General features: G+C 63.7%; 26 protein-coding genes. 5 read left to right on the plus strand and 21 right to left on the minus strand.

Features of this window, described 5'->3' with window-relative positions:
* Positions 1-14: 14 nt before the first annotated feature.
* The 15 genes from N826_RS40795 to N826_RS32485 all read right to left on the minus strand — a co-directional run bounded on the left by N826_RS40795 (position 15) and on the right by N826_RS32485 (position 13,394).
* Positions 15-1,127 carry a TrbI/VirB10 family protein gene (locus tag N826_RS40795; RefSeq protein ID WP_052832445.1) on the minus strand — a complete coding sequence of 371 codons (1,113 nt, stop codon included), beginning with the start codon at positions 1,125-1,127 and terminating at the stop codon, positions 15-17.
* Positions 1,124-2,056 (minus strand): TrbG/VirB9 family P-type conjugative transfer protein, encoded by a 933-nt coding sequence (locus N826_RS32425; RefSeq protein ID WP_044435901.1) that lies wholly within the window; start codon positions 2,054-2,056, stop codon positions 1,124-1,126. Before N826_RS32425 ends, N826_RS40795 begins: the two co-directional genes overlap by 4 nt.
* Positions 2,057-2,121: 65 nt before the next feature.
* Positions 2,122-2,868: a VirB8 family type IV secretion system protein gene (locus N826_RS32430; RefSeq protein WP_044435903.1), complete on the minus strand. Its 747-nt coding sequence runs from the start codon at positions 2,866-2,868 to the stop codon at positions 2,122-2,124.
* Positions 2,869-2,877: 9 nt separating this feature from the next.
* A complete protein-coding gene (locus N826_RS32435) occupies positions 2,878-4,107 on the minus strand; it encodes a type IV secretion system protein (RefSeq protein WP_044435905.1) in 1,230 nt (409 codons plus the stop codon).
* A gap of 3 nt (positions 4,108-4,110) precedes the next feature.
* Positions 4,111-4,395, minus strand: a complete 285-nt coding sequence (locus N826_RS32440; protein ID WP_044435907.1) for a hypothetical protein — start codon at positions 4,393-4,395, stop codon at positions 4,111-4,113.
* Between the two features lie 2 nt (positions 4,396-4,397).
* Positions 4,398-4,994 carry a hypothetical protein gene (locus N826_RS40800; RefSeq protein WP_147041185.1) on the minus strand — a complete coding sequence of 199 codons (597 nt, stop codon included), beginning with the start codon at positions 4,992-4,994 and terminating at the stop codon, positions 4,398-4,400.
* A gap of 98 nt (positions 4,995-5,092) precedes the next feature.
* Positions 5,093-5,557 (minus strand): hypothetical protein, encoded by a 465-nt coding sequence (locus N826_RS32450; protein WP_044435909.1) that lies wholly within the window; start codon positions 5,555-5,557, stop codon positions 5,093-5,095.
* A gap of 55 nt (positions 5,558-5,612) precedes the next feature.
* The gene (locus N826_RS32455; protein WP_044435911.1) at positions 5,613-8,105 is read right to left on the minus strand and encodes a TraG/VirB4 family ATPase; all 2,493 of its coding nucleotides are present in this window, start codon (positions 8,103-8,105) and stop codon (positions 5,613-5,615) included.
* A gap of 52 nt (positions 8,106-8,157) precedes the next feature.
* Positions 8,158-8,427, minus strand: a complete 270-nt coding sequence (locus N826_RS43630) for a VirB3 family type IV secretion system protein (protein ID WP_147041186.1) — start codon at positions 8,425-8,427, stop codon at positions 8,158-8,160.
* A complete protein-coding gene (locus N826_RS32460; RefSeq protein ID WP_044435913.1) occupies positions 8,424-8,738 on the minus strand; it encodes a TrbC/VirB2 family protein in 315 nt (104 codons plus the stop codon). Before N826_RS32460 ends, N826_RS43630 begins: the two co-directional genes overlap by 4 nt.
* Before the next feature lie 76 nt (positions 8,739-8,814).
* Positions 8,815-9,780 (minus strand): ATPase, T2SS/T4P/T4SS family, encoded by a 966-nt coding sequence (locus tag N826_RS32465; protein ID WP_052832448.1) that lies wholly within the window; start codon positions 9,778-9,780, stop codon positions 8,815-8,817.
* Positions 9,777-11,642: a type IV secretory system conjugative DNA transfer family protein gene (locus N826_RS32470; protein WP_044435915.1), complete on the minus strand. Its 1,866-nt coding sequence runs from the start codon at positions 11,640-11,642 to the stop codon at positions 9,777-9,779. Before N826_RS32470 ends, N826_RS32465 begins: the two co-directional genes overlap by 4 nt.
* Entirely contained in the window at positions 11,639-12,130 is a 492-nt protein-coding gene (locus N826_RS32475) for a S26 family signal peptidase (RefSeq protein WP_044435916.1), read from the minus strand. The genes N826_RS32470 and N826_RS32475 overlap by 4 nt, the downstream gene beginning before the upstream one ends.
* Positions 12,130-12,519, minus strand: a complete 390-nt coding sequence (locus N826_RS32480; protein ID WP_044435917.1) for a hypothetical protein — start codon at positions 12,517-12,519, stop codon at positions 12,130-12,132. The genes N826_RS32475 and N826_RS32480 overlap by 1 nt, the downstream gene beginning before the upstream one ends.
* The gene (locus tag N826_RS32485; protein WP_147041187.1) at positions 12,516-13,394 is read right to left on the minus strand and encodes a hypothetical protein; all 879 of its coding nucleotides are present in this window, start codon (positions 13,392-13,394) and stop codon (positions 12,516-12,518) included. Before N826_RS32485 ends, N826_RS32480 begins: the two co-directional genes overlap by 4 nt.
* Positions 13,395-13,964: 570 nt before the next feature.
* Between N826_RS32485 and N826_RS32490 the strand changes: the two genes are divergently transcribed.
* The 5 genes from N826_RS32490 to N826_RS32510 all read left to right on the plus strand — a co-directional run bounded on the left by N826_RS32490 (position 13,965) and on the right by N826_RS32510 (position 17,743).
* Positions 13,965-14,384, plus strand: a complete 420-nt coding sequence (locus N826_RS32490; protein WP_044435920.1) for a hypothetical protein — start codon at positions 13,965-13,967, stop codon at positions 14,382-14,384.
* Positions 14,381-15,139: a hypothetical protein gene (locus N826_RS32495; protein ID WP_147041188.1), complete on the plus strand. Its 759-nt coding sequence runs from the start codon at positions 14,381-14,383 to the stop codon at positions 15,137-15,139. The genes N826_RS32490 and N826_RS32495 overlap by 4 nt, the downstream gene beginning before the upstream one ends.
* On the plus strand, positions 15,136-15,612 hold the full coding sequence (locus N826_RS32500) for a hypothetical protein (RefSeq protein ID WP_044435923.1): 477 nt from the start codon (positions 15,136-15,138) through the stop codon (positions 15,610-15,612). Before N826_RS32495 ends, N826_RS32500 begins: the two co-directional genes overlap by 4 nt.
* A gap of 207 nt (positions 15,613-15,819) precedes the next feature.
* Positions 15,820-16,146 carry a hypothetical protein gene (locus tag N826_RS32505; RefSeq protein ID WP_044435925.1) on the plus strand — a complete coding sequence of 109 codons (327 nt, stop codon included), beginning with the start codon at positions 15,820-15,822 and terminating at the stop codon, positions 16,144-16,146.
* A gap of 598 nt (positions 16,147-16,744) precedes the next feature.
* A complete protein-coding gene (locus N826_RS32510) occupies positions 16,745-17,743 on the plus strand; it encodes an Rpn family recombination-promoting nuclease/putative transposase (RefSeq protein WP_169789451.1) in 999 nt (332 codons plus the stop codon).
* A gap of 335 nt (positions 17,744-18,078) precedes the next feature.
* On the opposite strand, the gene N826_RS32515 is transcribed toward N826_RS32510, so the two are convergent.
* The 6 genes from N826_RS32515 to N826_RS32540 all read right to left on the minus strand — a co-directional run bounded on the left by N826_RS32515 (position 18,079) and on the right by N826_RS32540 (position 21,256).
* Positions 18,079-18,258, minus strand: coding sequence for a hypothetical protein (locus N826_RS32515; protein ID WP_044435929.1), 180 nt, complete (start codon positions 18,256-18,258; stop codon positions 18,079-18,081).
* Between the two features lie 170 nt (positions 18,259-18,428).
* Entirely contained in the window at positions 18,429-18,926 is a 498-nt protein-coding gene (locus N826_RS32520) for a hypothetical protein (RefSeq protein ID WP_044435931.1), read from the minus strand.
* 61 nt (positions 18,927-18,987) lie between these two features.
* Complete coding sequence (locus N826_RS32525; RefSeq protein WP_147041190.1) at positions 18,988-19,338, minus strand: hypothetical protein; 351 nt, start codon at positions 19,336-19,338, stop codon at positions 18,988-18,990.
* The gene (locus tag N826_RS44485) at positions 19,301-19,450 is read right to left on the minus strand and encodes a hypothetical protein (RefSeq protein ID WP_169789452.1); all 150 of its coding nucleotides are present in this window, start codon (positions 19,448-19,450) and stop codon (positions 19,301-19,303) included. The genes N826_RS32525 and N826_RS44485 overlap by 38 nt, the downstream gene beginning before the upstream one ends.
* Before the next feature lie 97 nt (positions 19,451-19,547).
* On the minus strand, positions 19,548-20,597 hold the full coding sequence (locus N826_RS32530; protein ID WP_052832450.1) for an ArdC family protein: 1,050 nt from the start codon (positions 20,595-20,597) through the stop codon (positions 19,548-19,550).
* A 143-nt stretch (positions 20,598-20,740) separates the two neighbouring features.
* Positions 20,741-21,256 carry a hypothetical protein gene (locus N826_RS32540; protein ID WP_044435938.1) on the minus strand — a complete coding sequence of 172 codons (516 nt, stop codon included), beginning with the start codon at positions 21,254-21,256 and terminating at the stop codon, positions 20,741-20,743.
* Positions 21,257-21,486: the final 230 nt, after the last annotated feature.

Here is a 21,486-nt window from a genome sequence, read left to right on the forward strand (position 1 = left end):
TTAAAATGATTGGGTCATTCTTTATACGGATCCAGCTCAATAGGTCGGGTGACATGCACGGTCAACTCTTCGGGCGTGGCCGTCAACGTGGGTTTCCGGTTCAGCTCCCGATCGACCAGCCGTTCCGCGACACTGGCGCTGCGATCAGCCAGGGCACCGCCCATGTTGATCACCACGTCGCGGCCATTTCCGCCACCGCCAAACGATGCCAGCCCCCGAACAACATCGACGGCAGTGCCAGCCAGGACAGCGCCCGCCAGGGCACCGATGTGGTTGTTCACGTCGGCAGGAAGGCCCGCCGCGCCATCGCCACCGGCCCCAGGCATCCCACCCAGATCGATCATCCGGCCATTGGGCAGAATCAGTGCTGTCCACGCTACTTGCAGCCGTTCGTCGCCATAAGCTGTATCGGCGTTATAGGCTCCAACCAGTGTTGCCCCTGCCGGCGAAGCGTAGCAGTCACCGCGCGGGCCGGCATAGATCGGCCGCGTTGTCCTGGCCGTCACCTGCCCCGGCGTGGCACTGGAGATGACGCCTTCAGCACTGATCCAGAGGTAAGAGCCAGGACGCACAGCACACCGGCCCAATTGCCCGACTATGCCGGTCGGCCTGAATGCGTCACTGCTGGCGCCGGCTGCACCATAGAACCCCTGCCTACCACCCCGATTGTCGGCTACCTGCTGGTATCCGCGCTGCTGGGAGTCGCCCTGCGCCGACATGTCAGCCTGCGTGGTGCCGGTAATGACGCTGGACATCCGTTCTTCCTCGGGAACGCCCTTTTTGTTCGTTGGGCCGTAAGATCCAGCGGTGCGCGGTGTCGGCGCCAGGTGCGGAGACGGGATTGCGCCCGGTTCCTTCTCCGGCTCAGACTTACCGGCCGGTGGCGGGTAAACCGCTGGTGCGTAGTGTGCCTGGAAGTTCAGCGGCGGGGCCGGCGTGTTGGAGTTGCTCGACCTGATCTCCTGCTCCTGGCCAGACTGTGACGGGATATCAGGCCACCAATAGGGCCGTGTCACGATGCCCAGGACAGTCCCGGCCAGGGCAAGGCCACCGGCCACGAAGACGGCAGGGCGAATGCCCCGCCCCGGCTTTGGTTTCGCATACAGAGTTTCCGGGTCGAACGTCATTCCTTGCTCCTCTCGATCTTGATTGCTGTAGTGCCCCAGCGAAGTTCCGCCTTAGCCAGCACCTGGTCGGGAATGACCAGGTACCGCTTGTGGCTCACGTAGGCGTTGACGGGTCGATCAGTGCCGGTGCTGGTATCAACCACCTTGGGCGGCACCACCTTGCCAGCGTCGACCGGCAGCTCGATCCAGGTCTTGCCGGCGTGCGTGAATACGGCACTGGGTCGCCAGTGCTCTTTGCTCTGGCCGATGGTGTAGCCGTAATCAGCGACATCGACGGGTATGCCCGGTTCCGATCCGAACGGCTCGATACCCGGCAGGGCATCGCTTGCTGCGAACTCCAGACCCTTCAGCGGCGCCTTCATCACCACAGCATGGTGGAAGATGCTTTTGTAGGTGTTGATCTTGTAGATCAGCTCGGTCTTGTCCGTCTTGATCGTCAAGGTCTGGTTTTTCAGACCACCCTCGTAGGGCCGGATCAGCAGCGTTTGGATGGACTCGCCAGCGTCGTTGGTGCTGATGCCCAGGTCGGCCCGCTCCCACTTGCTGGGATTGCTGATACTGCCGGCCCGATACACCTGTCCCGGTGGCAGGTCGATCGTGGTCGGCTGACCCTCGGCCATGTAGATCTGGTACAGGATCCCGGGGATGGTCGGTACCGTGTAGGTCGCGCCGATATAATCGTCAGGGTCGGGAATGCGGGTACTGCGCTGGTTGACCTCGGCCAGCGCCTTCAGCGGGTCACGCTTTATCCGTGGGAGGTCCTTCGGCGGGTTGACTTCTGGAACCTGGACGTAGACAGGCACTTCGACAGTGCGGGTTGCAGGTTCCGGTGCCCCCTGGATAACTGTTTCACCACCGCCTGACAGTCCCGCGGCGCAGGCTCCCAGGATGGTGGTGGATGACAGCAGGATCATCAGGCTGTGGTTCATCGGGTCTTCCCTGCTATCAGAGATAACGTGTTATAAATTAACACGATCAGGCTTCAACCGAAAGGTCAGGGCTTTACCAGGCCGGCCGGAATACGGAACACTTCGCTGTCCACGTGGGTGATCCAGAGGCCGGAAGGGTTTTTGTTGAACTCGGCCTGATCCATCGGCTGCCGGTGGATCACCACGAAGTTGCCGGTGCGGCGGACAGGCACCAGCGTCTGAGTTCCCTGGATTTCGTACTCGATCCAATCGAGGGTAAAGGTGCTGGAGTTTGGCGACACCAGCCGGGCGCCCAGCGGTTCGATCGACCGCGAAATCCCCTGATCCGCCTGATCGTTGGGAAAATTGATCGTGTAATATTCGGTAAGCCGGGCTTTGGGCACATCGTCCAGGCTGTTGAATGCCTGGGTCACGTTGTTGCCCATCAAGACCTTGTCGGGACTGATCCAGCGGGCATTCCTGATCCACTGGCGCAGAAAAGAGTCGATGTCGGCCATCCCCGGTGAGTACGGCCGATCAGATCCGAACATAGGCTTGATGATGCCGTTGGCGTCACGCTCGCCGACGAAAACCTGCACCGGACGATTGGCGACCAACCAGTCGTACTGATGATCGCGCCATGCTCCGTAGCTGGCGCCGATCAGGCCGACCATCAAGCCGATCCGGCCATAGGCATAACCGACACCGGCAATGCCGCCGATCTTCCAGAAGTTACGATCCCACATCGATGTGCGTGGTTCGGCACCGCCGAAGTCGGGCATTCGGGTCGCCGATCCGATCATGTCTTTGCTCTTGCCGCTGATGATGGTCATCTCGACACCTCAAAGATCGCGGGAAAGACTGGGTGCGTTGCCGGATGTCTGCCCGTCGGTGCCTGGGGGGATTGCGCTGCGAACGCGCTGAAGAAAATCTGTCTTGTGGCCACTCCCGCCGGATCGGCTGGGTCCACGGTTATAAGCCGACTTCATGCCGACCACAGCGCTGGAGCCACGATCGGCCGCACTGGCTACCGGTGCCACCGCGGCTCGCGCAGCATTGCCGCCCCGCATCGCCGACTGGGCCATATTAGCAGCTCCACCTGGTGCGAAGGACTGGTTAAAGCTGTTGGCTGCGCGACCTGCCGCCGTCGCCGTCGCCGATCCGATCGCCCTTACTGGAACGCTGGTAACTCCCTGACGTGCCGCCGCGACACCTTCCTTGATCGCCATGGCCGCGCCGATCGTGGTCATCATCGGCAGGGCTGCGGAAAGACCTGGACCGCCGGAAATCAGCGCCGCCGCGACAACGGGAACTGCTAGTCCGAAGACTAGCAAGAGGAGCGCCATAATCGCCGAGCCCAGAGCCCCGTTTATCGTCAGTTCATCTGTGCCCGCCGGCAGGGACGCATCAAAATAGTTGATGCTGAATCCCAGGACCATCGACATGACGAATAGCTTTGCCCCGGCAGCGAAGACGAACCCCAGCGGCCTTTCGGCTAGAAACGCCGATCCCCTGAAGGCTGCAAAGGCCAGGAATGGCCAGGCCGCTAGACTGACCAGATGGAATTCAACAATCGAAAAGAAGACGTTCAGGTATAGGACGATAAAGGCAAATTCCAGCAGCCCCTGCGCCAGCCAAAGGCTTCCGACCTTGCCCATGTTCCAGAACGATCCAGTCCCTGCCATCAGTTCATCAATGGTCCGCTCGATTGGAGCCTTGGCTAGGTCCAAGCTGTCCAGGACCCGGCTCGGATGGTGCATGATATCGCCCGCGTCGGCCACTCCGCCGGCCACGCCGCCAAGCTGCTGAAAGTAGCCGCCGACCTGCTCGTAAAAGGTCGGCCAGTTTTTGATAACGAAGGTCAGGAACCCGACGTAGAACACCGTCATAAAGAACTGGCCGATGACGGCTTTGCCTTCCTCCCCTGACATCACGAACTTTATGCCCAGTATCCCGAAGGTGACCATGATCATGATGCTAGTCAGTCCGAACACGTCCCCCTGGAGTGTCCCGAAACCGGTTTCGACCAGTCCCAAGATCGCCGCAAGGAATTTGTCGCCCGTATCACCCATGCCTTAATTCCCCGAGCGAGTCTGTGCGGTCGGGTCGTCCTTCTTAACCCGCCACTCTCGACTGACCGGCCCAATCGGTGCGGTCGGCCCGGTTCGTTTGTCTTTCAGTTCCGGTGGCAGGGCATCTTGTTGACGAAGCCGCTCCCAGCCGGCCGAATCGCTGGTGAGCCGGTCCCCGGTGCGGCGCGCTTCTTCTTCCTCTTCCGGTTTGCAGCCGGTCAGGAAGCTGATCAGATGGAACACCAGGATTGCCAGTAGGACGTTTTTCACCATGGTCGCGTGGCCCATTGTCATTTCCTCCCCTTGCTGATTCGTGCCCAACCGGGCGAGTCTTTTACCAGCGCCTCACCCATGGCTCGCTGACGGTCGATGTCGCTGGTTTCAGCGGCCATCACGGTCTCGACCGCCCGCTGGTGCGCCATTGTCGTACTCTGCATGTTGGCGATCTGACCGCTGAGACTGGCAAGTAGCTGGTTACCAGCTTGGATCGCCGCTGTCTGCCCCGGCGCCGCCTGGGAGGCCGCAACCAGGGTGCCGACGCGCCGCGCCGATGCTTCCTGTTCCGCCACGGCAGCCGCCTCGACCCGCCAGCTTTCCTGCAACGCACCTTCCGACACCCGGCGCCAGTCCTGCACCTTGCCAGCCAGCTCGCGCTGGCTGATGCCTTTCTGGTATTCCTCGGGAAAGCAGCGCCGAAACAGATCGTCGCTGGCGTTGATACTCTCGATCGCAGGATTGAGCACGCCCAGGATGGCCCGTACCTGCTGCATGCTGCGGACGACATCATCGCTGCTGTTCATGCTCAGGCTCGACAGCATGCGCGCCTGATATTCGAGCTGGCGCACCGTGTTGATGACGGTTTCAATTTCCTTGGCCAGCACCATCAACTGGGTTGGCTCCAGGGCATAAGCGATGGCATGGGCTGGGGCCGGGGCAAGAGACGCCCCAGCCATCCCTGCCGCCACCATCAGGGCAACCGCCCGTGTCACGCGGCACCCCGCATGGCCTGATAAGACCAGAGCGCAAGGCGAACACACGCCGCAAGGCTCAGCACCGCCAAGGCTGACCACAGATAGGCAAAGCGCCACGTGATGTCGGCGGCAGCCGCGTAGTCGGGCGAGTCAAAAGAAGTCAGCAGCGACCAGATCAGGACGGAGGCAAACACGAAACCGAAAAGGCCTAGTGCGACACCAGCAGCAGGAACCTTGATCTGGTCGCGCCTGATCCTGAAAAGCCACCACGAAAAGCCAGCTAAGCCAGCGGTCATCAGCTCAACGATGTAGCGCGCTTGATTGAGCGCTGCCCAATCCTCGACCGTTATCTGGCTTTGCCCGGCAGCGCGCAGACCATCAGCAATGCCGACATTGAACAGCCCCGACGCCACAATGCCAAAGAACACAGCCGCCACGGCAGGCGACTTCAGAACCGGATGCACCTTGAAATCGCTCATTTCCAGACCTCCACGGTCGTTCAGTGTTATGTTTTAACACGCTTGACGGAACAAATCACTGTGCTGCGAACCGGAATGCGCCGATCCCGTTGATCTTCCGCAGCGTCTCGGCCTCCTGGTGAAAACCGTTCACTTCCAGCCAGCCCTCGAAAAAACGGTCGGCGCCGTATTCCGCCAGTACCCGGTCGGCCTTGGCGTGATCCTCATCGCTACTGGAACCGCAGACAGACCGGCCAACTGGCGTGTCGTACAGGCCCAGATCGAATACCCGGCTGCCCAGGCTGCTGCGCACATAGTAGTCGCGTTTTCGCGTCATGGCAGCGATTATGTCGATCTCATCATCCCGCAGGCCCAGTTCCTGGTAATAGCTCCGGATGATCGATCCGCGCGCCTCGTCATTGGCCAGGAATACTTTGGTCAGGCACTCCGAAATTAGCGTCGATGCCTGATCCGAGTTGACACTGTCGGCGATTTCCTGACTGGCGAAGTGGATGGCAACCCGGCGCTTGCGCAGGGTCTTGAGCCATGCCTTGATCTTTCTGGCGAACTCGCCGACCAGCAGGAACTGCCAACCCTCATCCAGGATAATCAGGGTCGGCCGACCGTCAAACATGCCTTCCAGCCGGTGGAAGATATACGACAGCACGGCGCCGGATGCCCTGGGCGACTTCAGCAGCTCGCCCATCTCGAAAGTCACCCAGCGGCTGTTCAGATCCAGATGATCCTGATCACCGTTGAGCAGATGGCCATAAGCGCCCGTTGTGAAATCCTCCAGCGCCAGCTTGACCGGATCATCGAACTGATCGGTTCGGTAAAGCTGGAGAAACGCCGTCATGGTTCGTAGGTCCGGGTCATCGATTGCGGCAACCGCCTGCACCGCTTCCCAGACCCGTTTCTGGATGCTCGGCACGACTTTCACACCGGCCTGTTCGATCCGGTCGCACAGCCAGTCACGTGCCCAGACTTTTTCCGGATAATCATCGACGTGCCGCAGCGGCTGGAAAGCCAGCGATTTGGCGTCCAGGCTGTAATAGGTACCGCCTGCGCACAGGGTAGGAATGCGCGCCGATTTGCCCTGTTCAAAGATCCGCACATGGGCATTCCTGTACCGAAAGAGCTGGTTGGCCGACAATGCTTCCAGGGCTGACTTGCCGCTGCCGTTTGGCCCGACAATGTTGACCATGCCGCTGTCACCGACCCATGGGTTGTAGCGGAACGGGTCGTTGTTGCCGGTCGAGCATGCGATCAGTGGCGCACTGTCGGTTCCATCCTCGCGCTTGATTGCGCTGTTCCCAACTGGCCCACCCCATTTGGTCGTCGTGCGGATCAGGTGCGACAGGTTCATGCTGGTCACCACTCGCCGCCTGATGTTGGCGAACGGATGCCCAGGGATACTGCCGAGCCACGCATCGACCGTGTTATGGGTTTCCACAATTGCCGTCATCGTCCTGCCGTTGATGGCTTCCCGCACGGCTGCCGCCATCTCGTCGGCAATTGTCTCGTCCTTATCCATGACGGTAACGGTCAGGTTCAGCCGGCCCAGTGAAATCAGGTCGTTGCGAACTGCCGACGCGGCGGCATCCACTTCACCGCCGCGCTCGATCGCCGTGCCGTCTAGGTCGGTTGCCGGTGTCTTGTTCCAGGCCTCGTGCAGGATCGCTCGCAGACCCTTGCGGGCTCGCTTCCAGCGGTCGGCCGTGGCATCCAGAAAGGTGTCCGTCTCGCTGCTGTCGAACGGCACCCAGCGCCAGCAGGCCCGGTACTCGATCCCCAGATCGTCCAGGTGGTTCAGCAGGATCGGGTATGTGTGCGACGGGTATGTCAGGACGGAAACGACGCGCAGGTGATGGTCGCCCAACATCGGCGCCATGCCGGGTATCAGGTCGCAGTCGGTCAGCATGTCGTCGATCGGCATGCCCCAGTCCAGCGTCGTCACCGGGTGGTGCCGGTTGGAGACACAGGAATGCAGATAGGTCAGAGTTTCGTCGGTGTTCAGCAGATCGACCTGCGGCATGCCGGTGTGGCGCAGCGCCAGGGCAAAGCCTTCCATCTCCTGGCGGTACTGCCGCACGAACTCGCGATAGTTGCCGACCAGACCCTTGGGTACGTTACGCATCCAGAGATGCTGAAAGCGACCCTGCCGGTCGGTCGGCAATGCCCGCGCGTGAGTAATGTAGCAGCTCGTCTCCAGGTGAGAACCGGCCCGGTTATAGGTGGCGACCCGCTCGGCCTCGATCATCCAGCTGGCATCATCACCCGGCCATTCCTCGCGGGTCGGAACAACCAGCGGCTTTGAGCGCTGGCGGCACGCATCGACCCAGAGCGCCGTGCCGCCCTGGAGCCTCTTAAGCACGTTGTTGATCCGGCTGTCGAAATCAGCCTGGACCTGACGGCTGCTGGACTGATCGTCCAGACCGCGAAAAGCGATCGACTGTTGGACGCCGCCCCACTTGGTCAGGATCGTTCCATCGTCATCCAGGGGGAATGTCCAAGGCATGACGGAGCGCAGCATGCCGTCGTCAGGGTAGTGACCCAGCGGCCAGAGCATGCGCCATGCTTTGGCAAGGATGTTCCGGTGTTCGGTACGAAAAGCGCCAATGTCAAACACGTAAATGCCTCACGAATTTTGCTGCGCGAAAGGTAACCGACAGTTTTTCATCATCGTTTTCGTGCAATTTCTTCAGGCACCAGTGACTGAAGATTGAGAGCAGGAAGCAGATGATGATGTTGTGGGTGCCGAAACCCAGCGAGACCCAGCAAACCATCTGGATCGACGCCATGCGCCACGGCACCCCGACAATCATGGTTGGTCTGTAGAGAGCTGACCAGCATTCCGCCCGCCAGCCCTCCGGCTCCAAATCACTACTCACGGACCGCTCAGCGGCAGCACAGCGCCGGCTGCCATGCCAAAGGTCGTGGGCGAGGTTGCTGACCACGCAATGATACCGGCGCCCAGCACGAAGGTGACGCCCGACGCAATCGCGGCGCCACCACCTCGCATCATCACCAGAATGCCGATCAGGGCGCAGCCGATGGCGATGGCGATGCCGCCGATCGGTCCGGTAATATCGGCCATCAGATCGGCCAGGTTCTTCACGAACGGATACTTGCCGGCACCGGCAAACGCATAACTGGGCGCCAGGACAGCGGCAGAGGCGACGGCAGGAGAAATGCGCTTCATGGTTCGATGTCCATTTCCTGGGTTGCTGGGCACCATGTGCGAGCCCATGTGTTTATTTTTAACACAAACAAATCAGCTACGCCAGCACTGCGCATGTGTAGAGGCCAGTTTCGCTGTCGTACCCGACCGGTCTGGCCACCTGTTTGATTACTCGGCCGCTTTCAGGGTCGTGGGTGATCCAGACGATGATGTGCAGGGCCGATATCAGTTCACCCGGCATGACCTTCTTACCGCCGGCAGCACAAAGACCCTGATAGCGCAGCATGGCGCTTTCCGGGTCGTTGGCGTGGAAGGTGCCGACGCTGCCTTCGTGGCCGGTGTTCAGGGCTTGCAGTGTGTCCCAGGCTTCCGGCCCGCGCACCTCACCCACGATCACCTGATCCGGGTTCATCCGCATGCCGTCTTCCAGAAGCTCCATGATGGTCCTGGGGTCGCTAAAGAAGTACTCGACATCCTCGGCACTGGTTTTCAGTTCCGGCACGTTCTGAACGATGATCTGACGCGCGTTGCGATAAGTCTCCTCAGCCAGGATGGCGTTCAGCAGCGTGGTCTTGCCGCTCGATGTCCCGCCGATCACGAAGATGTTCCGGCGCTCCCGGATGGCCTTGCGGATTTCATCTATTTGGGACTGGGTGGCGATGCCGGCCTCGACATACTCATCCAGCGTATAGATCCGCTTGGGCGGTACCCGGATTGAGAAGGTCGGTCCCGGAACCGAGGGCGGAATCATGCCGTGGACGCGCTCGCCGCTGGGTAGGGTCGCAGCGATCGACGTGACGCTGCCGCCCAGGCGCCGGCCAACGAAGTCGGCCAGCACCGACAGGATGTTGTTCACCGTGTCGCGCGAAATGCGCTGATCCAGCCGTTTGCGGCCCCCGGTGCCGTTGGTCCGCAGGATGCCGTCGTGGTTGCAGTAAACTTCCGTCACATCCGGGTCGGCCAGTGCTTCCCGTATCCGGTCGCCCAGCAGGTGGTTGATCAGTCGGACCTTACGGTCCAGCTCGATCTCGATCATCGTCAGGTTGGTTGCCGTCTCAGTCATCGTGTTGCCTCCAGTTCTGCCATCCAGTCATCGGGTTCAAAGGTCAGGTCTTCAGGGTCAGGGCCCTGGTCGGCCCGCTCAGGCTGGTCTGCTGGTGCCTGAGGTGCTTCCGGCACGAACAGGCCTGACCACGGGCTTGGGATCGGTGTCAGACCAGGATAGTTGCCCTTGCCATTGCCGATCGGCGGTGCCGGGAACAGACGGGCTGTAAAGGTCGGTTCTCTGTCGTATTGCAGCTTTCGCGCCTTGATCGGCCTGGCGCCGTTCACGAACACCAGTTCGGTGTCTCCGGGCAGCTCGCGCACGGCGCCGGCATCCATCACGGGCCGGTGGATCTCGCGCTCGCCCAAGGTAGTAATGCCACCGACGATCGCGCTGGCCGGTCGGCTGGTGCTGACTGTCTTCTCGATCTCTGTGGCGTTGCCGATCATGCTGGAAATGCGCTGCCCGGTCCTGGGATCGGCAGCGGCATACCAGACCGATACGCCGCAGTTGTCGATGATCGTGCTGGCGATGTTCGGCGTGTAAACCTCATCCAACTGGCTGATCGACTGGATGAACATCATGGCCGTGACACCGTAACCCGGCATCTGCGGCAGTTTTTTGACCAGATCGTCCATCCGGCCCAGCCCTGCCATCTCGTCCAGGAACAGCACGGTGTGATGGTTTTTCGGGTGACCGGTCGCGGTCCTGTCCAGCCGGCCGTGCTCGTGGGATACCAGATCGGCTAGGATCTGACTGACGATCAGGTTCAGCAGCGGTGCGGCACGGTCCTGGTCGTCCGGTGGCGGTACAAGGTACAGACTGGTGCCGTTGTCGTGGCGCACCAGATCTGCCGGTTCAAAATCGCACAGGCCGGATGTAACGAACTCGGCGACTGGATCGTCGTAGAAGGACAGGAAGTCGCGGGCCGTGAAGTTGAGGCCGGCCCGCATGCCCCTGGTCCTGTCCGAGTCCCTGCTGCCAACGCCGCCTGGAAAGAAACCTCTGGCAGCGCGAACCGCCAACGGGTGTGCACTGGCGCTGATGATCCGCTCCAGGCCTTCATCGCCACGGTCTAGCAGGCGCGACATGCCGGTCAGTGACTTCTCGCTGTCCGGTTCCCCGTGGAGAACATGCAGGCCGATCGCCAGCAGCATGCGACCACCGCCCTTTTCCCAGAAGTCTTTCGGCGCCCGACCGAACAGAATGAGGATAAGCCGCTGCATGTCGGCGACTTCGTTGTCGCCCCTGCGGATCATCATCAGCGGATTGTACCGGGCACTCTTCCGGTCCTTCGGGTTGAAGTAGATCACCCGCTGGCCCAGCAGCTTTGCCCGAAAGCCGGCCGTACCGACGAAGCTGTGCCTGGGGTTGCCAAAGAACAGCTCACCCTTGCTGTCATGGACGACGATGCTGGACGCGAGCGACAGCAGGGTCGGAATGCCTGAGCTACGACCTTTGCCCGATCGGTTGCCACCGCAGATCAGCAGGTGCGTGTCACCTGTATAGGTCAGGAACTGACCGGCGAACTTGCCCAGCACGTGGATCAGCCTGGAGCGCTGCCCAGGTTGCATGATCAGACCGGCAGCCTTGACGTCCTCCAGGGTCGCCCACTTCGACGCCCCAAACTCTGTCCTGATCCTCGGCTGGCGTTGAAAGAAGGCACCGGCTAAACCTCCGGCCAGCGAGAAGGTCAAAAAGATCATCATGGAATGGAACTGGTATTCCGGCGCCGCAGCAGCGCAGTGCAGATACCAGTGATGAAACTGGAACGGCCAACCCGCGAGCTGGCCGCAGCGCCAGCCCATATGGAAGGTCGCCGCCAGCAGACCGGTCAGCATTAACGACAGGCCGGCAACCAGTGCCTTGATCGTCTTCATGGTCCTTCCTCAGTCCAAAGGGGAACGAACACGCCCAGCACGTCGCGCCGGCTGACAGGGCCATGGATCCGGCCATCAATGCTGTCGGGCCGGTGCGGTGCGATCAGGAAGATCTCGTCAGGCTCCAGCGTGCGGCATCCTTCCCAGCGCGGTGCCGGATAGGGCAGCACGGGCGCCACCGGCTGACCGTTGATCGTTACCTCGGTACGGCTGGCGACACACACATGGTCACCACCGACTGCGGCAATTGGCTTGATTAGCCGCACGTTAGCCGGCCAGCCGGCAGCCTGGGCACCCAGCGGCGGATCGATCACGACGATCCGGCCAAGCGCCGGCTCCAGCGGAACGCGCAGGTACCAGCCCATCGGCATCGACGGCGACGGGTTGTAGACCACCATCAGCGGCGCCGACGAAATGGTGCCGATGGCAGCACCAATGCCCAGTACCGTCACCGCCAGCAGACCGGCCAGGACTAGGCGCCGCCGCATTACCGGCGACCCAATCTAAGCCAGCCCGCAGGGCGACCCGCTGGTGTCGATCCTGAATCACGGTCCTGCACCACCGGCTGCGGCGGCTGTTCGGCCGGAGCTGCCGGTGGCTTCACAATGTCGCGAATGACAACCAGGCCGCGCCCCACGGCGCCGATCGCAGTATCAATCCTGGCCAGCATCGCCTGCTGGGCAGCGAGGCGTTCGTCCAGCTCGCTGACGCGCCGCGTCAAAGCCTCGATCGCCAGATACATCGACTCTCGGGTGAAGTGCTCGTCCAGCGCCGTCTCAACGATGGCACTGGGACTTATACCGCCCCCGGCAGCCGTCTCGTCCACCCGCTGCGCCAGATCCGGCATCAGGTAGACCGTCCTCTTTTCCCGTCTCACGGTGTCATCTCCGGTTCCTGGGAACGCTGCCGATCGATGGCGTTACGCACCTGCTGGGTGAGCTGTTCCTTGCCGTTCTGCCCGGATTTCACGTATTGCCGGTTGATCGTGCTGGCCTGTTTCCGAGTCATGACTCCCAGCTCGACCGCCTGTTCGACCAGCCGGTCTTTCTCCAGCTTGTGCTCGCGCAGGCGTGCTGACTGCTCCAGGCCGGCTCGGATCTCACGTTCAGACCTGGGACCAAGTTCCTTGGTAACCTGTTCCGACCAGCGATAGATCAGTCCATCTCGGACATAGCTGGGCGCAATCAGCAGCTCGTCACCGTTGCAATCGACCCCGCGCATAAGGAAGTGGACGTGACGGCCGGCGCCGTCCTGGTCCCGATCGTGCTGATAGGCGATCCACTCGACATGGGTGCCCCAGTCCTTTTGAAGCTGTTCCATTCCGGCGCGGATCATCGCCCTGGTGTCGGCAATCCGGTCACCGTTCTCCGGCGAAACGATCATGTGGAAGTACCGTGGATCGTTTGCGCTGGCCCAAGCTGCCGTGACCGCGTGACCGTCCACGGCATCTTCGGTTTCGGAGTAGCCAACGACAGGTTCCTGCTCGTTGCCGTCCTTATCCAATCCTCCATGGGCCGCATAGCACACCAGACCACGAACGCCATCCACCGGGTGGTACGACAGCTTCACGACCGTGCGTTGCATCGACAGACGGCTGGACCGGGCCGAAATCCCGATCCGTGCTGTGCAGCCGCGACCCTGCAAAACCTTGGCGCCGGCAGCACTGGGTGTCGGCCCGGCCTTGGCGCTCATTTGCGGCTTCAGTCTTTCCCGGTCGAATCGGGTGGCCCTGATCGGCCTGGTGCTTGGCATCTCAACCCCCATGCGGTAGTGTTATTAATTAACACGATACACCAGGGAGGGTCTGAATTGAAGCACTGCGCTACCGCTGCACCAACTTGCGGCGCAAATGCTGCACGAAGTCGGCAACCGCCGCGCAAAAAGACGATGTCATGCAGTAACTTGACCCTGAACACCCCGCGAGGCTTTTTCTTGCTATCGAAGTTGCATTACTCACCAACAATACACCGCAACACCGAACACACGGAGCTCTGAAATGCCTGAAGTTCAGCCTGAACGAAGCCGGGAGACACGTTCACAGCCTGCCGTTGGGGGAGTGAGGAGCGCTGAGTTGGCCATCGGCTTGGCATCGGGTGACGGTTGTTGCCCGCCTCATGTCCGCTTAGTGCCCGGAAGGGTTCCCGGCGACATGCCCGTAGCACACCCGATAAATGCCCCTGAGACGCCCGTTCATTACCCGCTTTATACCCGTCGGATGCCCGGAAGTTTCCGGAGAGCGGGCCGAATACATGCCCGTTCCACGCCCGCAAGGCTACCCGGAGACGTGCCCGCTCCATGCCCAGGGCTGGAGACGATGTCCTGATGCTGAATCCTGACGAAACTGACGGCTTGTCCGACTTCAGGGCAGCACTGGAAGCACAGGGCGGCGGCATGCGGTCGCCTTTGTTCCAGTGGATGTACCGCAACCATGATGCGCTGCTTGAGATGCTCTCCGAGGTGCGTCCGAACTGGCAACGGGTGACGGCGGTGCTGAGCGAGCGTGGCTTCACCGGTCCGGATGGCAGGCCACTCCGGCGCGAAACGGTTCGCAAGCTGTGGCTCCGGGTCCGGCGGCGGCACGGGAGAGCACAGGCTGGCACCGAACCCAGGTTTGTGGCGAAACCCGTCACCGGTGCGCCGGCCGTCGTGACGAAACAGACAACGCCAGAGTCAAGCAACGCCGATGAGGTGCTGGCGCGCTTCAGGGCGAAGATCGATGAACGATCGGGAAGGAAACCATGATGGCGAAGGGTGATGGGGAGATGGCGCCCGCTCCGGTTCTCGCGGTCGGGCTGGGGCGTGGTTTCGGCGGCAAGTCGACCGGACTATCCGAACTGGTGTGGCGGGCACGAGACCAGGGTCGCGACGTCATCGTGGCCGACGGCGACGCACGATCCAGGACGCTGGCCGGCATGTTCCCCGAGGCGGTCTCCCCGGCGACCGACGAGTTGCCGGACGTCAAGGAGTGGTTGTCCGGCATCCTGAACCGCATGGTCGAGGAGCGACGCTCGGCTGTGCTTGACCTCGGCGGCGGCGACCGGGTGCTTCAGGAGTATGGCCGCGACCTGCTGCTGGTCGAGTTCTGCGGGGAGTACGGCATCGAGCCGCTGGCGCTGTACTTCCTCGGCCCGGAGGAGGAGGACCTGAAGCACGTCCTGTCCATTTGGGAGGCGGGGTACTATCGGCCGAAGCGGACCTTTCTGGTAATGAACGAGGGTGTGATCCGCGAGGGCCGGACGATGGCGGGCGCGTTCGGGCCGACGCTGGGCGATCCCGGTGTGGCCGGGATGATTGCCGCCGGGGCGGTGCCGGTCCTGATGAAGCGGCTGGCCTGCATGGACCAGGTCCGCAAGTCGGGCCTCGGTTTCTATGGTGCCGCGGCGGGAGCGAAGGGTGTCTCCGGCAAGCCGCTTGATCCGACTTACGCCTTCATGGTTCGGAAATGGCTGCGTGACCTCGAGAGCGAGCGGGTAGCCCAGGCGGGCTGGCTGCCGTGAGCGGCGGGGTCAAGCGCGTCGAAACCTTCTGCGCCAATGCCGGCATGGAGGAGGGCAGCCCGTTGCGCCTGGCACTGGTCACCGTCATGCAAACGGCGGAAACCGCCAGCGAAGCGGTTAGGGGCGGGGCGCGGGGCCTGACGCCGGAAGGCGAGGCCGAACTGATCCACCGCGTTGCCCAGGCGGCGACCTTTGCCACCCAGCGGGAGGCGGACCGGATCGTGCGGCGGTCCAGCTTCACGACGGCGGCGATGCTGGCCATGGCCGGCTTGGTGCTGGCGGGCGCCGGCTATGGGGTCGGACGCTGGGACGGAGCGCGGCAGGGTGCTGCCGCGCTTGAGGGAGCCACGTTCCTGGCGCAGGTTGCAGCGCTCAACGATGCGCGTGTGCTGGCCGACAAGTGCCGCCGGACGCAGCGGCAGGAAAAGGGTGGTGTTGCCTGCGATCTGCCGCCGGTCTGGGTCAGGCGTTGAGGATCCAGCCTGAACTCCGACGAAAGGGCAACCGGGGTTAAATCGCCAAACCAGCAAAAATAAAGCCCTGCAAAAATCAGGTCTCTGGATTTCTACTTGGGAGAAAACGAAAAAATCAGTGCGATAGCCGAAGTTTATGGGGGCTTATTTTGCGGGTATCTATGAATTTTATCAATGAGATGCTCGTTTTGCGGAAAGGATCGTCTCATGGCCGACTTGAATGTTGAGTGCTACTGCCGCGACGTCATCGACAGCTACCGGCGCAACGTGAACCACATGGACCACGATACGGCGCGGGCGACGACGGTCTACGCCGCCTCGGCCATTGCGGCGGACGAGGGCCGGGCGCGCGTCGACGCCGCCGCCAGGGTGGCTGAGCGCGCCATCGACCGTTACGCCAGACTGGCGAACGACGGTATTTCTCATGACCGAGCGCGCGAAACCGCCGCCGGGGAGATGGCTGAAAAGTTCGATGAACGGGGTTGCGAGATGAAGCGGCAGGAGCGCGGCCGGTTCTTCGGTATCGGCCGGTGAGAGGGGATAGACATGCCCGTCTCACCGTTGAAAAGTACGGGCGCTGCCATCGTCTTTGGCGGCGCGATCCTCCTGCCGGTCATTATCAGCATGGGCGGGCAAACGAAGATGGAGCAGTAGGCCTCTGCTCCGTGCTGGCTGTTCGAAACCACGCGGAACTTCCAGTTCGTTTTTCGGTCATCGAAGGAGTGATGGTTTGCCTAGGATCACATACCTGCTGCGCAGAGTCCGAATTGGCAGTTGAGGGTCGGTGCGCAACCGCTTGTAGTCGCGGCGGGCCGGTCGGAGGATCGGTCGCTTGCCGCTTGCCGCTTGCCGCTTGCCGCTTGCCGCTTGCCGCTTGCCGCTTGCCGCTTGCCTCCACGGCAGCCGCGACGGAGTGCAAGTTGGGAGGAAGCCTGATCGACGTTTGAAGTCGGGGACAGCGAGGTGAGTCCGGGACCGTAGTAGTGATGGGGCGAAAGACCTGTTGGCGTCAGGATCTCGCCCGCACTGGAGATGCTGGAAGATACTGCATGGTACCGGCGGCACTTACAGCTGGTGCCGCCGGAGCTGGCGCGGCATGATCAGTACTTCGGCAACCAGGAGCAGTCCGTTCGTGCAGAATTTACCAGTGACGCATGACGCCTTCTTCCGGGCGCTGATGGACGAGCCCGGCGTGGCCGCAGCGCTGCTGCGCGAGCACCTGCCGGCCGAGGTGGCGGCCCTGCTGGCGCCCGACGCGCCGGAGCTGCTCGACGCCCACTTCGTGGCGGCGCATCTGCGCCACAGTCAGGCCGACCGGCTCTACAAGGCCCGTGCTCTGACAGGTGGCGAGGTCTACATCTACGTCCTGCTGGAGCACAAGAGTGCTCCGGACCCGGAGGTCGGGGTCCAGCTGCTGGGCTACCTGGCCGAGATCTGGCGCCGCCTGGACCGGCAGCGGCTGGAGCAGGACGGGGCGGTCGGCAGCGAGCGGCCGCCGATCGTGCCGCTGGTGATCTACCATGGCGCTCGCGAGTGGACCGTGCCGCTGTCGTTCGGCGAGACGGTGGCGGCCGATCCGGCTCTGCGGCCTTACCTGCCCGACTTCACCTACTCTCTACTCGATCTGGGTCAGGTGGCCGACGATCAGCTGTCCAGCCAGCGTGTTGCGCGGGGTGGGTTGCGGGTGCTGAAGTACAGCCACCGGCCGGACGGGCAGGGGGCGGCGGTGCTGGCGGCGGTCGACGATCTGCTGGGTAGCGGAATTCTGGTCAGTGCGTTTATATACATCAACTGGGCTTACGACGCGGTCGACCGGCAGGCAATCGAGGGGGCGCTGGCCCAGGCGCCGGATGAGCAGAGGGAGGCGGTAATGTCAGTCATGGCGCAGGAACGCGAACAGGGACGTATCGAAGGCAGGGCTGAGGGTAGAGTTGAAGGTGAGGTCAAGGGCCAAGCCAAAGGTAAGGCTGAGACTCTGCTCCGGCTGCTTAATCGGCGCTTTCACAGTGTTTCGGAGGACTATCGGACCCAAGTTCTGGCTGCGAATACGGAACAGCTGGACACCTGGATCGACGCTGTGCTCGATGCGGAGTGCATCGAGAGCGTCTTTGGCAGACCGACCGCACATTGATCCTGCCGGTCGGTCGCACATCCCGGTGAGGCATTTACGGAGTATTGTGGCTGCGAACCGGTGGGTGAAGCAGGGTCAACCTGCAAAACCTGCCCTCCGTCAGCCGTGAAGGTGCAAGGCGCGATCCGCGCCCGTGTCGTGGGGAATGTCCAAGGTCGTCTGACGGCGTTGGACACCGTTGCATATCAGTTGGGCTTGTCAGCGGCATCGACGCGGGGGAAGCTGGACGCTTCTGAGAAAACGCTAGGCATGGCCGCTTCGGCTCCGCTGCCGCCGGGCGTCGAAGTATAGGAGCTGGGTGCACAGGGAAGTTGAACCGCGCTGCGGCAGGGCGGTCAGTGCAGCCACAGCGTACGGACCGGCGCCGCCGCCAGCAGGCGTTCGAGCTGCTCGATGCGCTTGGCGGCCTCTTCCAGGTGGGCCGCCAGCGCCTCGACATCGGTGTCGTCCAGCCTGGCCCGGACCAGGAAGGCGCGGGCGCGCAGGCTGTCGGTCAGAGTCAGGGCCCGTTTCATCTTTTCCGGCTCTCCGCGGCATCGGGATTCGGGCGAGCGGAGCGCGGGTTGCCGGCGGCGGGAATGCCCGCGGCAGGGCGGCAGTGAAGAGCGATCGTCATGGCGCACCTCGACGTCGGAAGGTGCAGGCGCCGAAGACAAAGGCGGCGCCTGCCGGTGGAGTGGGCGGATCACTCCGCCACGGCCGGTCCGGAGACGGCGTGCCGGAAGGGGCGCAGGCGCTCGCGGATGAGGGCGTGCCAGTCGCCGGCATCGCTGCCGGCGGTCAGGCCGAGGACGTCGAGCAGGGCGAGATAGGTCCACCAGTCGCGCGAGCAAGCATCCGGCCGACCGTAGGGGCTGTGGGCGGCGATCAGGCCGGCGGCGGCGATCTGGTCTTCGCCCGCCATGTCCAGCTCGATGTCGTTGGCGAGGGCGGCGGTCTCCTGGAGGCTGAGCGGGAACCGGGTACCGTCAAGCGCGCTCTTTGGTCGGTAGCCGGCGCCGAACTCGGTCATTGCCATCGCCACGAAGCGGCTGAAGCCGAAGCCGAGCAGGCCGGTGGCTCGGGCTTCGAGGCGCCGGGCCTTGCGGTCGACGGCCGGATCGGTCACCAGCCAGCCGACCAGGGAAACGCGGACGCAGTCCGCCAGCACGCAGCGCTGGGCGCGGGTAAGGTCGTGAGGCATGTCGTGTCTCCTTGAAGGGGGCACGGTCGTCCGGTTGGGACGGCCGGCCGGGGTGAAGGGGTCAGCGCGATCTGCGGTCCGGGGGAACATCGCCCGCACCCGGCTTGCCGGCTCCCGGCGCCGGACCCACGGGTCCGGGAAGACCGGGGAGGACGCGGTGCCGCCGGCGCCAGAGTTCGGCGGTTTGGGGCGGAGGTTCGCGAGCCTGGAGGGCGCGGAGCCGGAGATCGATCCGGATCAGGCGATCCCAGATCAGATCGTGGTGCTCGCGCTCCAGCCGGCCGGCCAGCTCGACGAGGAAGCCGGTCAACTCGAGATACGCCGCCTCGTGCGGCGTCAGGACGGCGGCTCCCGCCAGGAGGTCAGGCGGTCTGTCATGACGTTGTCTCCTCTGCGGGGCGACGGTATCCAAGTCCGCCAAGCTTTTCCGGCGTCGGCGTCCCGAGATCGAGGCCGTCGTCCTTGCCGACGGAGCACAGGGTACGCGGGCTGGGACGCAGCATGCTGAGCGGGTATTCAGGCATGGGGGATCCTCCGGAACGGAAAAGCCCCCGCCGGGAGGGCGGGGGCGGGGTTGGGTGCGGCGGGAATGGTGTCGAAGCCTCTCTTGTTGAGAGCTCGTCATCCCTCTCTTTTCCAGACGGGCTGGGCGGCGGCGCATTCCGGGGCTGGCGGCTCGTCGGGGCTGGGCAGGCCGCCGCGCTCGAGCAGGAACCCGAAGGCCTGTCGGGCCTGCCGGGTGGCGGCGAACAGGGCCCGGCTGTCGGCGCGCAGCCGGGCCAGCCAGTGGCCGATGTATTCCGGGTGCTGGAGCCTGCCGGTCACCCCGAAATAGGCGCACAGGATGGCGGCGCCGAACTCGGCGCACAGCTCCTCGCGCGCCACGGCGTCCGGGCCGGGGTCGGTCAGGTCGGGCCGCTCGAGACGGCCGGGGCCGCCGCTCCAGTGGACGATCTCGTGGAGCAGGGTGGCGTCGTAGTGCTCCGGCCCGGCGTCGCCGGAGCGCTCGACGAAGCGGGACAGGAACGGCATGGCGACCTGGTCGCTGGGTGGGTGATACCACGCCTCGTCGCCGCCGTGGCGGAGGTTGACCCCGGCGGTGACGACGAAGTCGCGGATGCGCTGGCGGGTGGAGCAGCCATAGTCGGCGACGCGCGGGGTGTACAGCCGGTCGGGCAGCCCGATGATCTGGTCGAGGTTGAAGACCCAAAACGCCTTGGCGTAGGGCACCGTCTCGGTGTCGCGGGTGTGGCCGTCCGGGTCGATCCAGGCCGGCACCTTCTTCTCGAAGGTGCCGTAGCGGATACCGAGGCAGTCGCGCCGGCCCTTGGGCCTGGCCAGCGTCTCGTCGGACAGCCGGCCGCCGAGTTGGCGCATCTGGGCGAAGGTCAGCCAGCGGTGGCTGGCATAGCCGTGCCGCCGCGCTTCCAGCCAGAACAGCAGGGTGTTGGTGCCGGTATAGGCCTTGCCGGTGAAGCCGTTGACCGGCAGGGCGCCGGCCTTGTGCCACGGGCAGCGCCAGTGAGCCTGCGGGCCAAGGGCTTCGAGTTCGCGGATGATGCGGCCGGTGACCTCGGCCGCCAAGTCGAACCGGCCGGTGGGCCCACCGGCTGTGCCGGACGCGGCGCCGGCGGCGGCGCGGATGTTGACATGTTCCTGAAACGTGCTCATCACAACTCCTGTTTGAGCAAAGTCGCCGGGACGACAGCCCTCGGCGGCGCGGGGGTGATCTGCGGGACGGCCGGGCGCGGTTCAGGGGCGCCCGGCCGTTTTGCGGTCGAGGGGGCCGGGGGCAAGCCCGACGGGGCAGGGTCTCAGGCGCTGCGCGCCCGCCGGCGCCCGGCCTGGCGCTCGTCATCGGGCGGAGCCGCGCTTTCCTCAACGACTTCGCCAGTTTCGGCGTCGTAGCGGGTGCCGCCGACGCTGACGGCCTGCGCGCCGGTGTTGCCGGCGGGCGCGTCGTTGGCGGCCTGCACCGGATCGGTAGGAGGCCGCAGGGTCAGGCGCAGGCAGGCGATCGGGTCGGCAACGTAGAGGTCGTAGCCCTGGCCGTCGCAGCTGACATGTGCGACGCCGCAGACGCGGGAGTGCTGGCCGCCATCGGCCCGGATGCGCCCGGTGGCGTAGAGGATCCTGAAGGGAGCCGCACCCGCTGGCTGGCCGTCGCGGTCCAGGTTGGGGACCATGAACATCTGGCGGCTGCCGAACAGGCTGTCGAGCTGGACGTTGAAGCCGGTGCCGGCGCGGTTGGGCCAGGCGGCGCCGGTCTCGACGGCGCGCTTGCCGGTGTTGAAGAACAGGCGGAAGGCGGGGGCATTGGCGGGGATCATGGCGACGGTCTCCTCTGGCGCCGGGGCGCGGGCTGGTTGCGCTGACTGTCTTTTTTGAAAGACGCCCATCACCTCTTTTTCCCTGGAGCCGGAGGGCTGCCGGCCGGGCGGGAGCGTGCCGGGACAGGGTGCTGCGGGGCCGAAGCTTAGGCGGGGAGGGGGAGAGCACCGGGGCTGGTCAGTGCCAGGTTAGGTGCGGCGCGATCTGCCGCGTGGGAGCGCCGGAGCAG

The sequence above is a fragment of the Skermanella aerolata KACC 11604 genome, from assembly GCF_000936425.1.
GTDB lineage: Bacteria > Pseudomonadota > Alphaproteobacteria > Azospirillales > Azospirillaceae > Skermanella > Skermanella aerolata.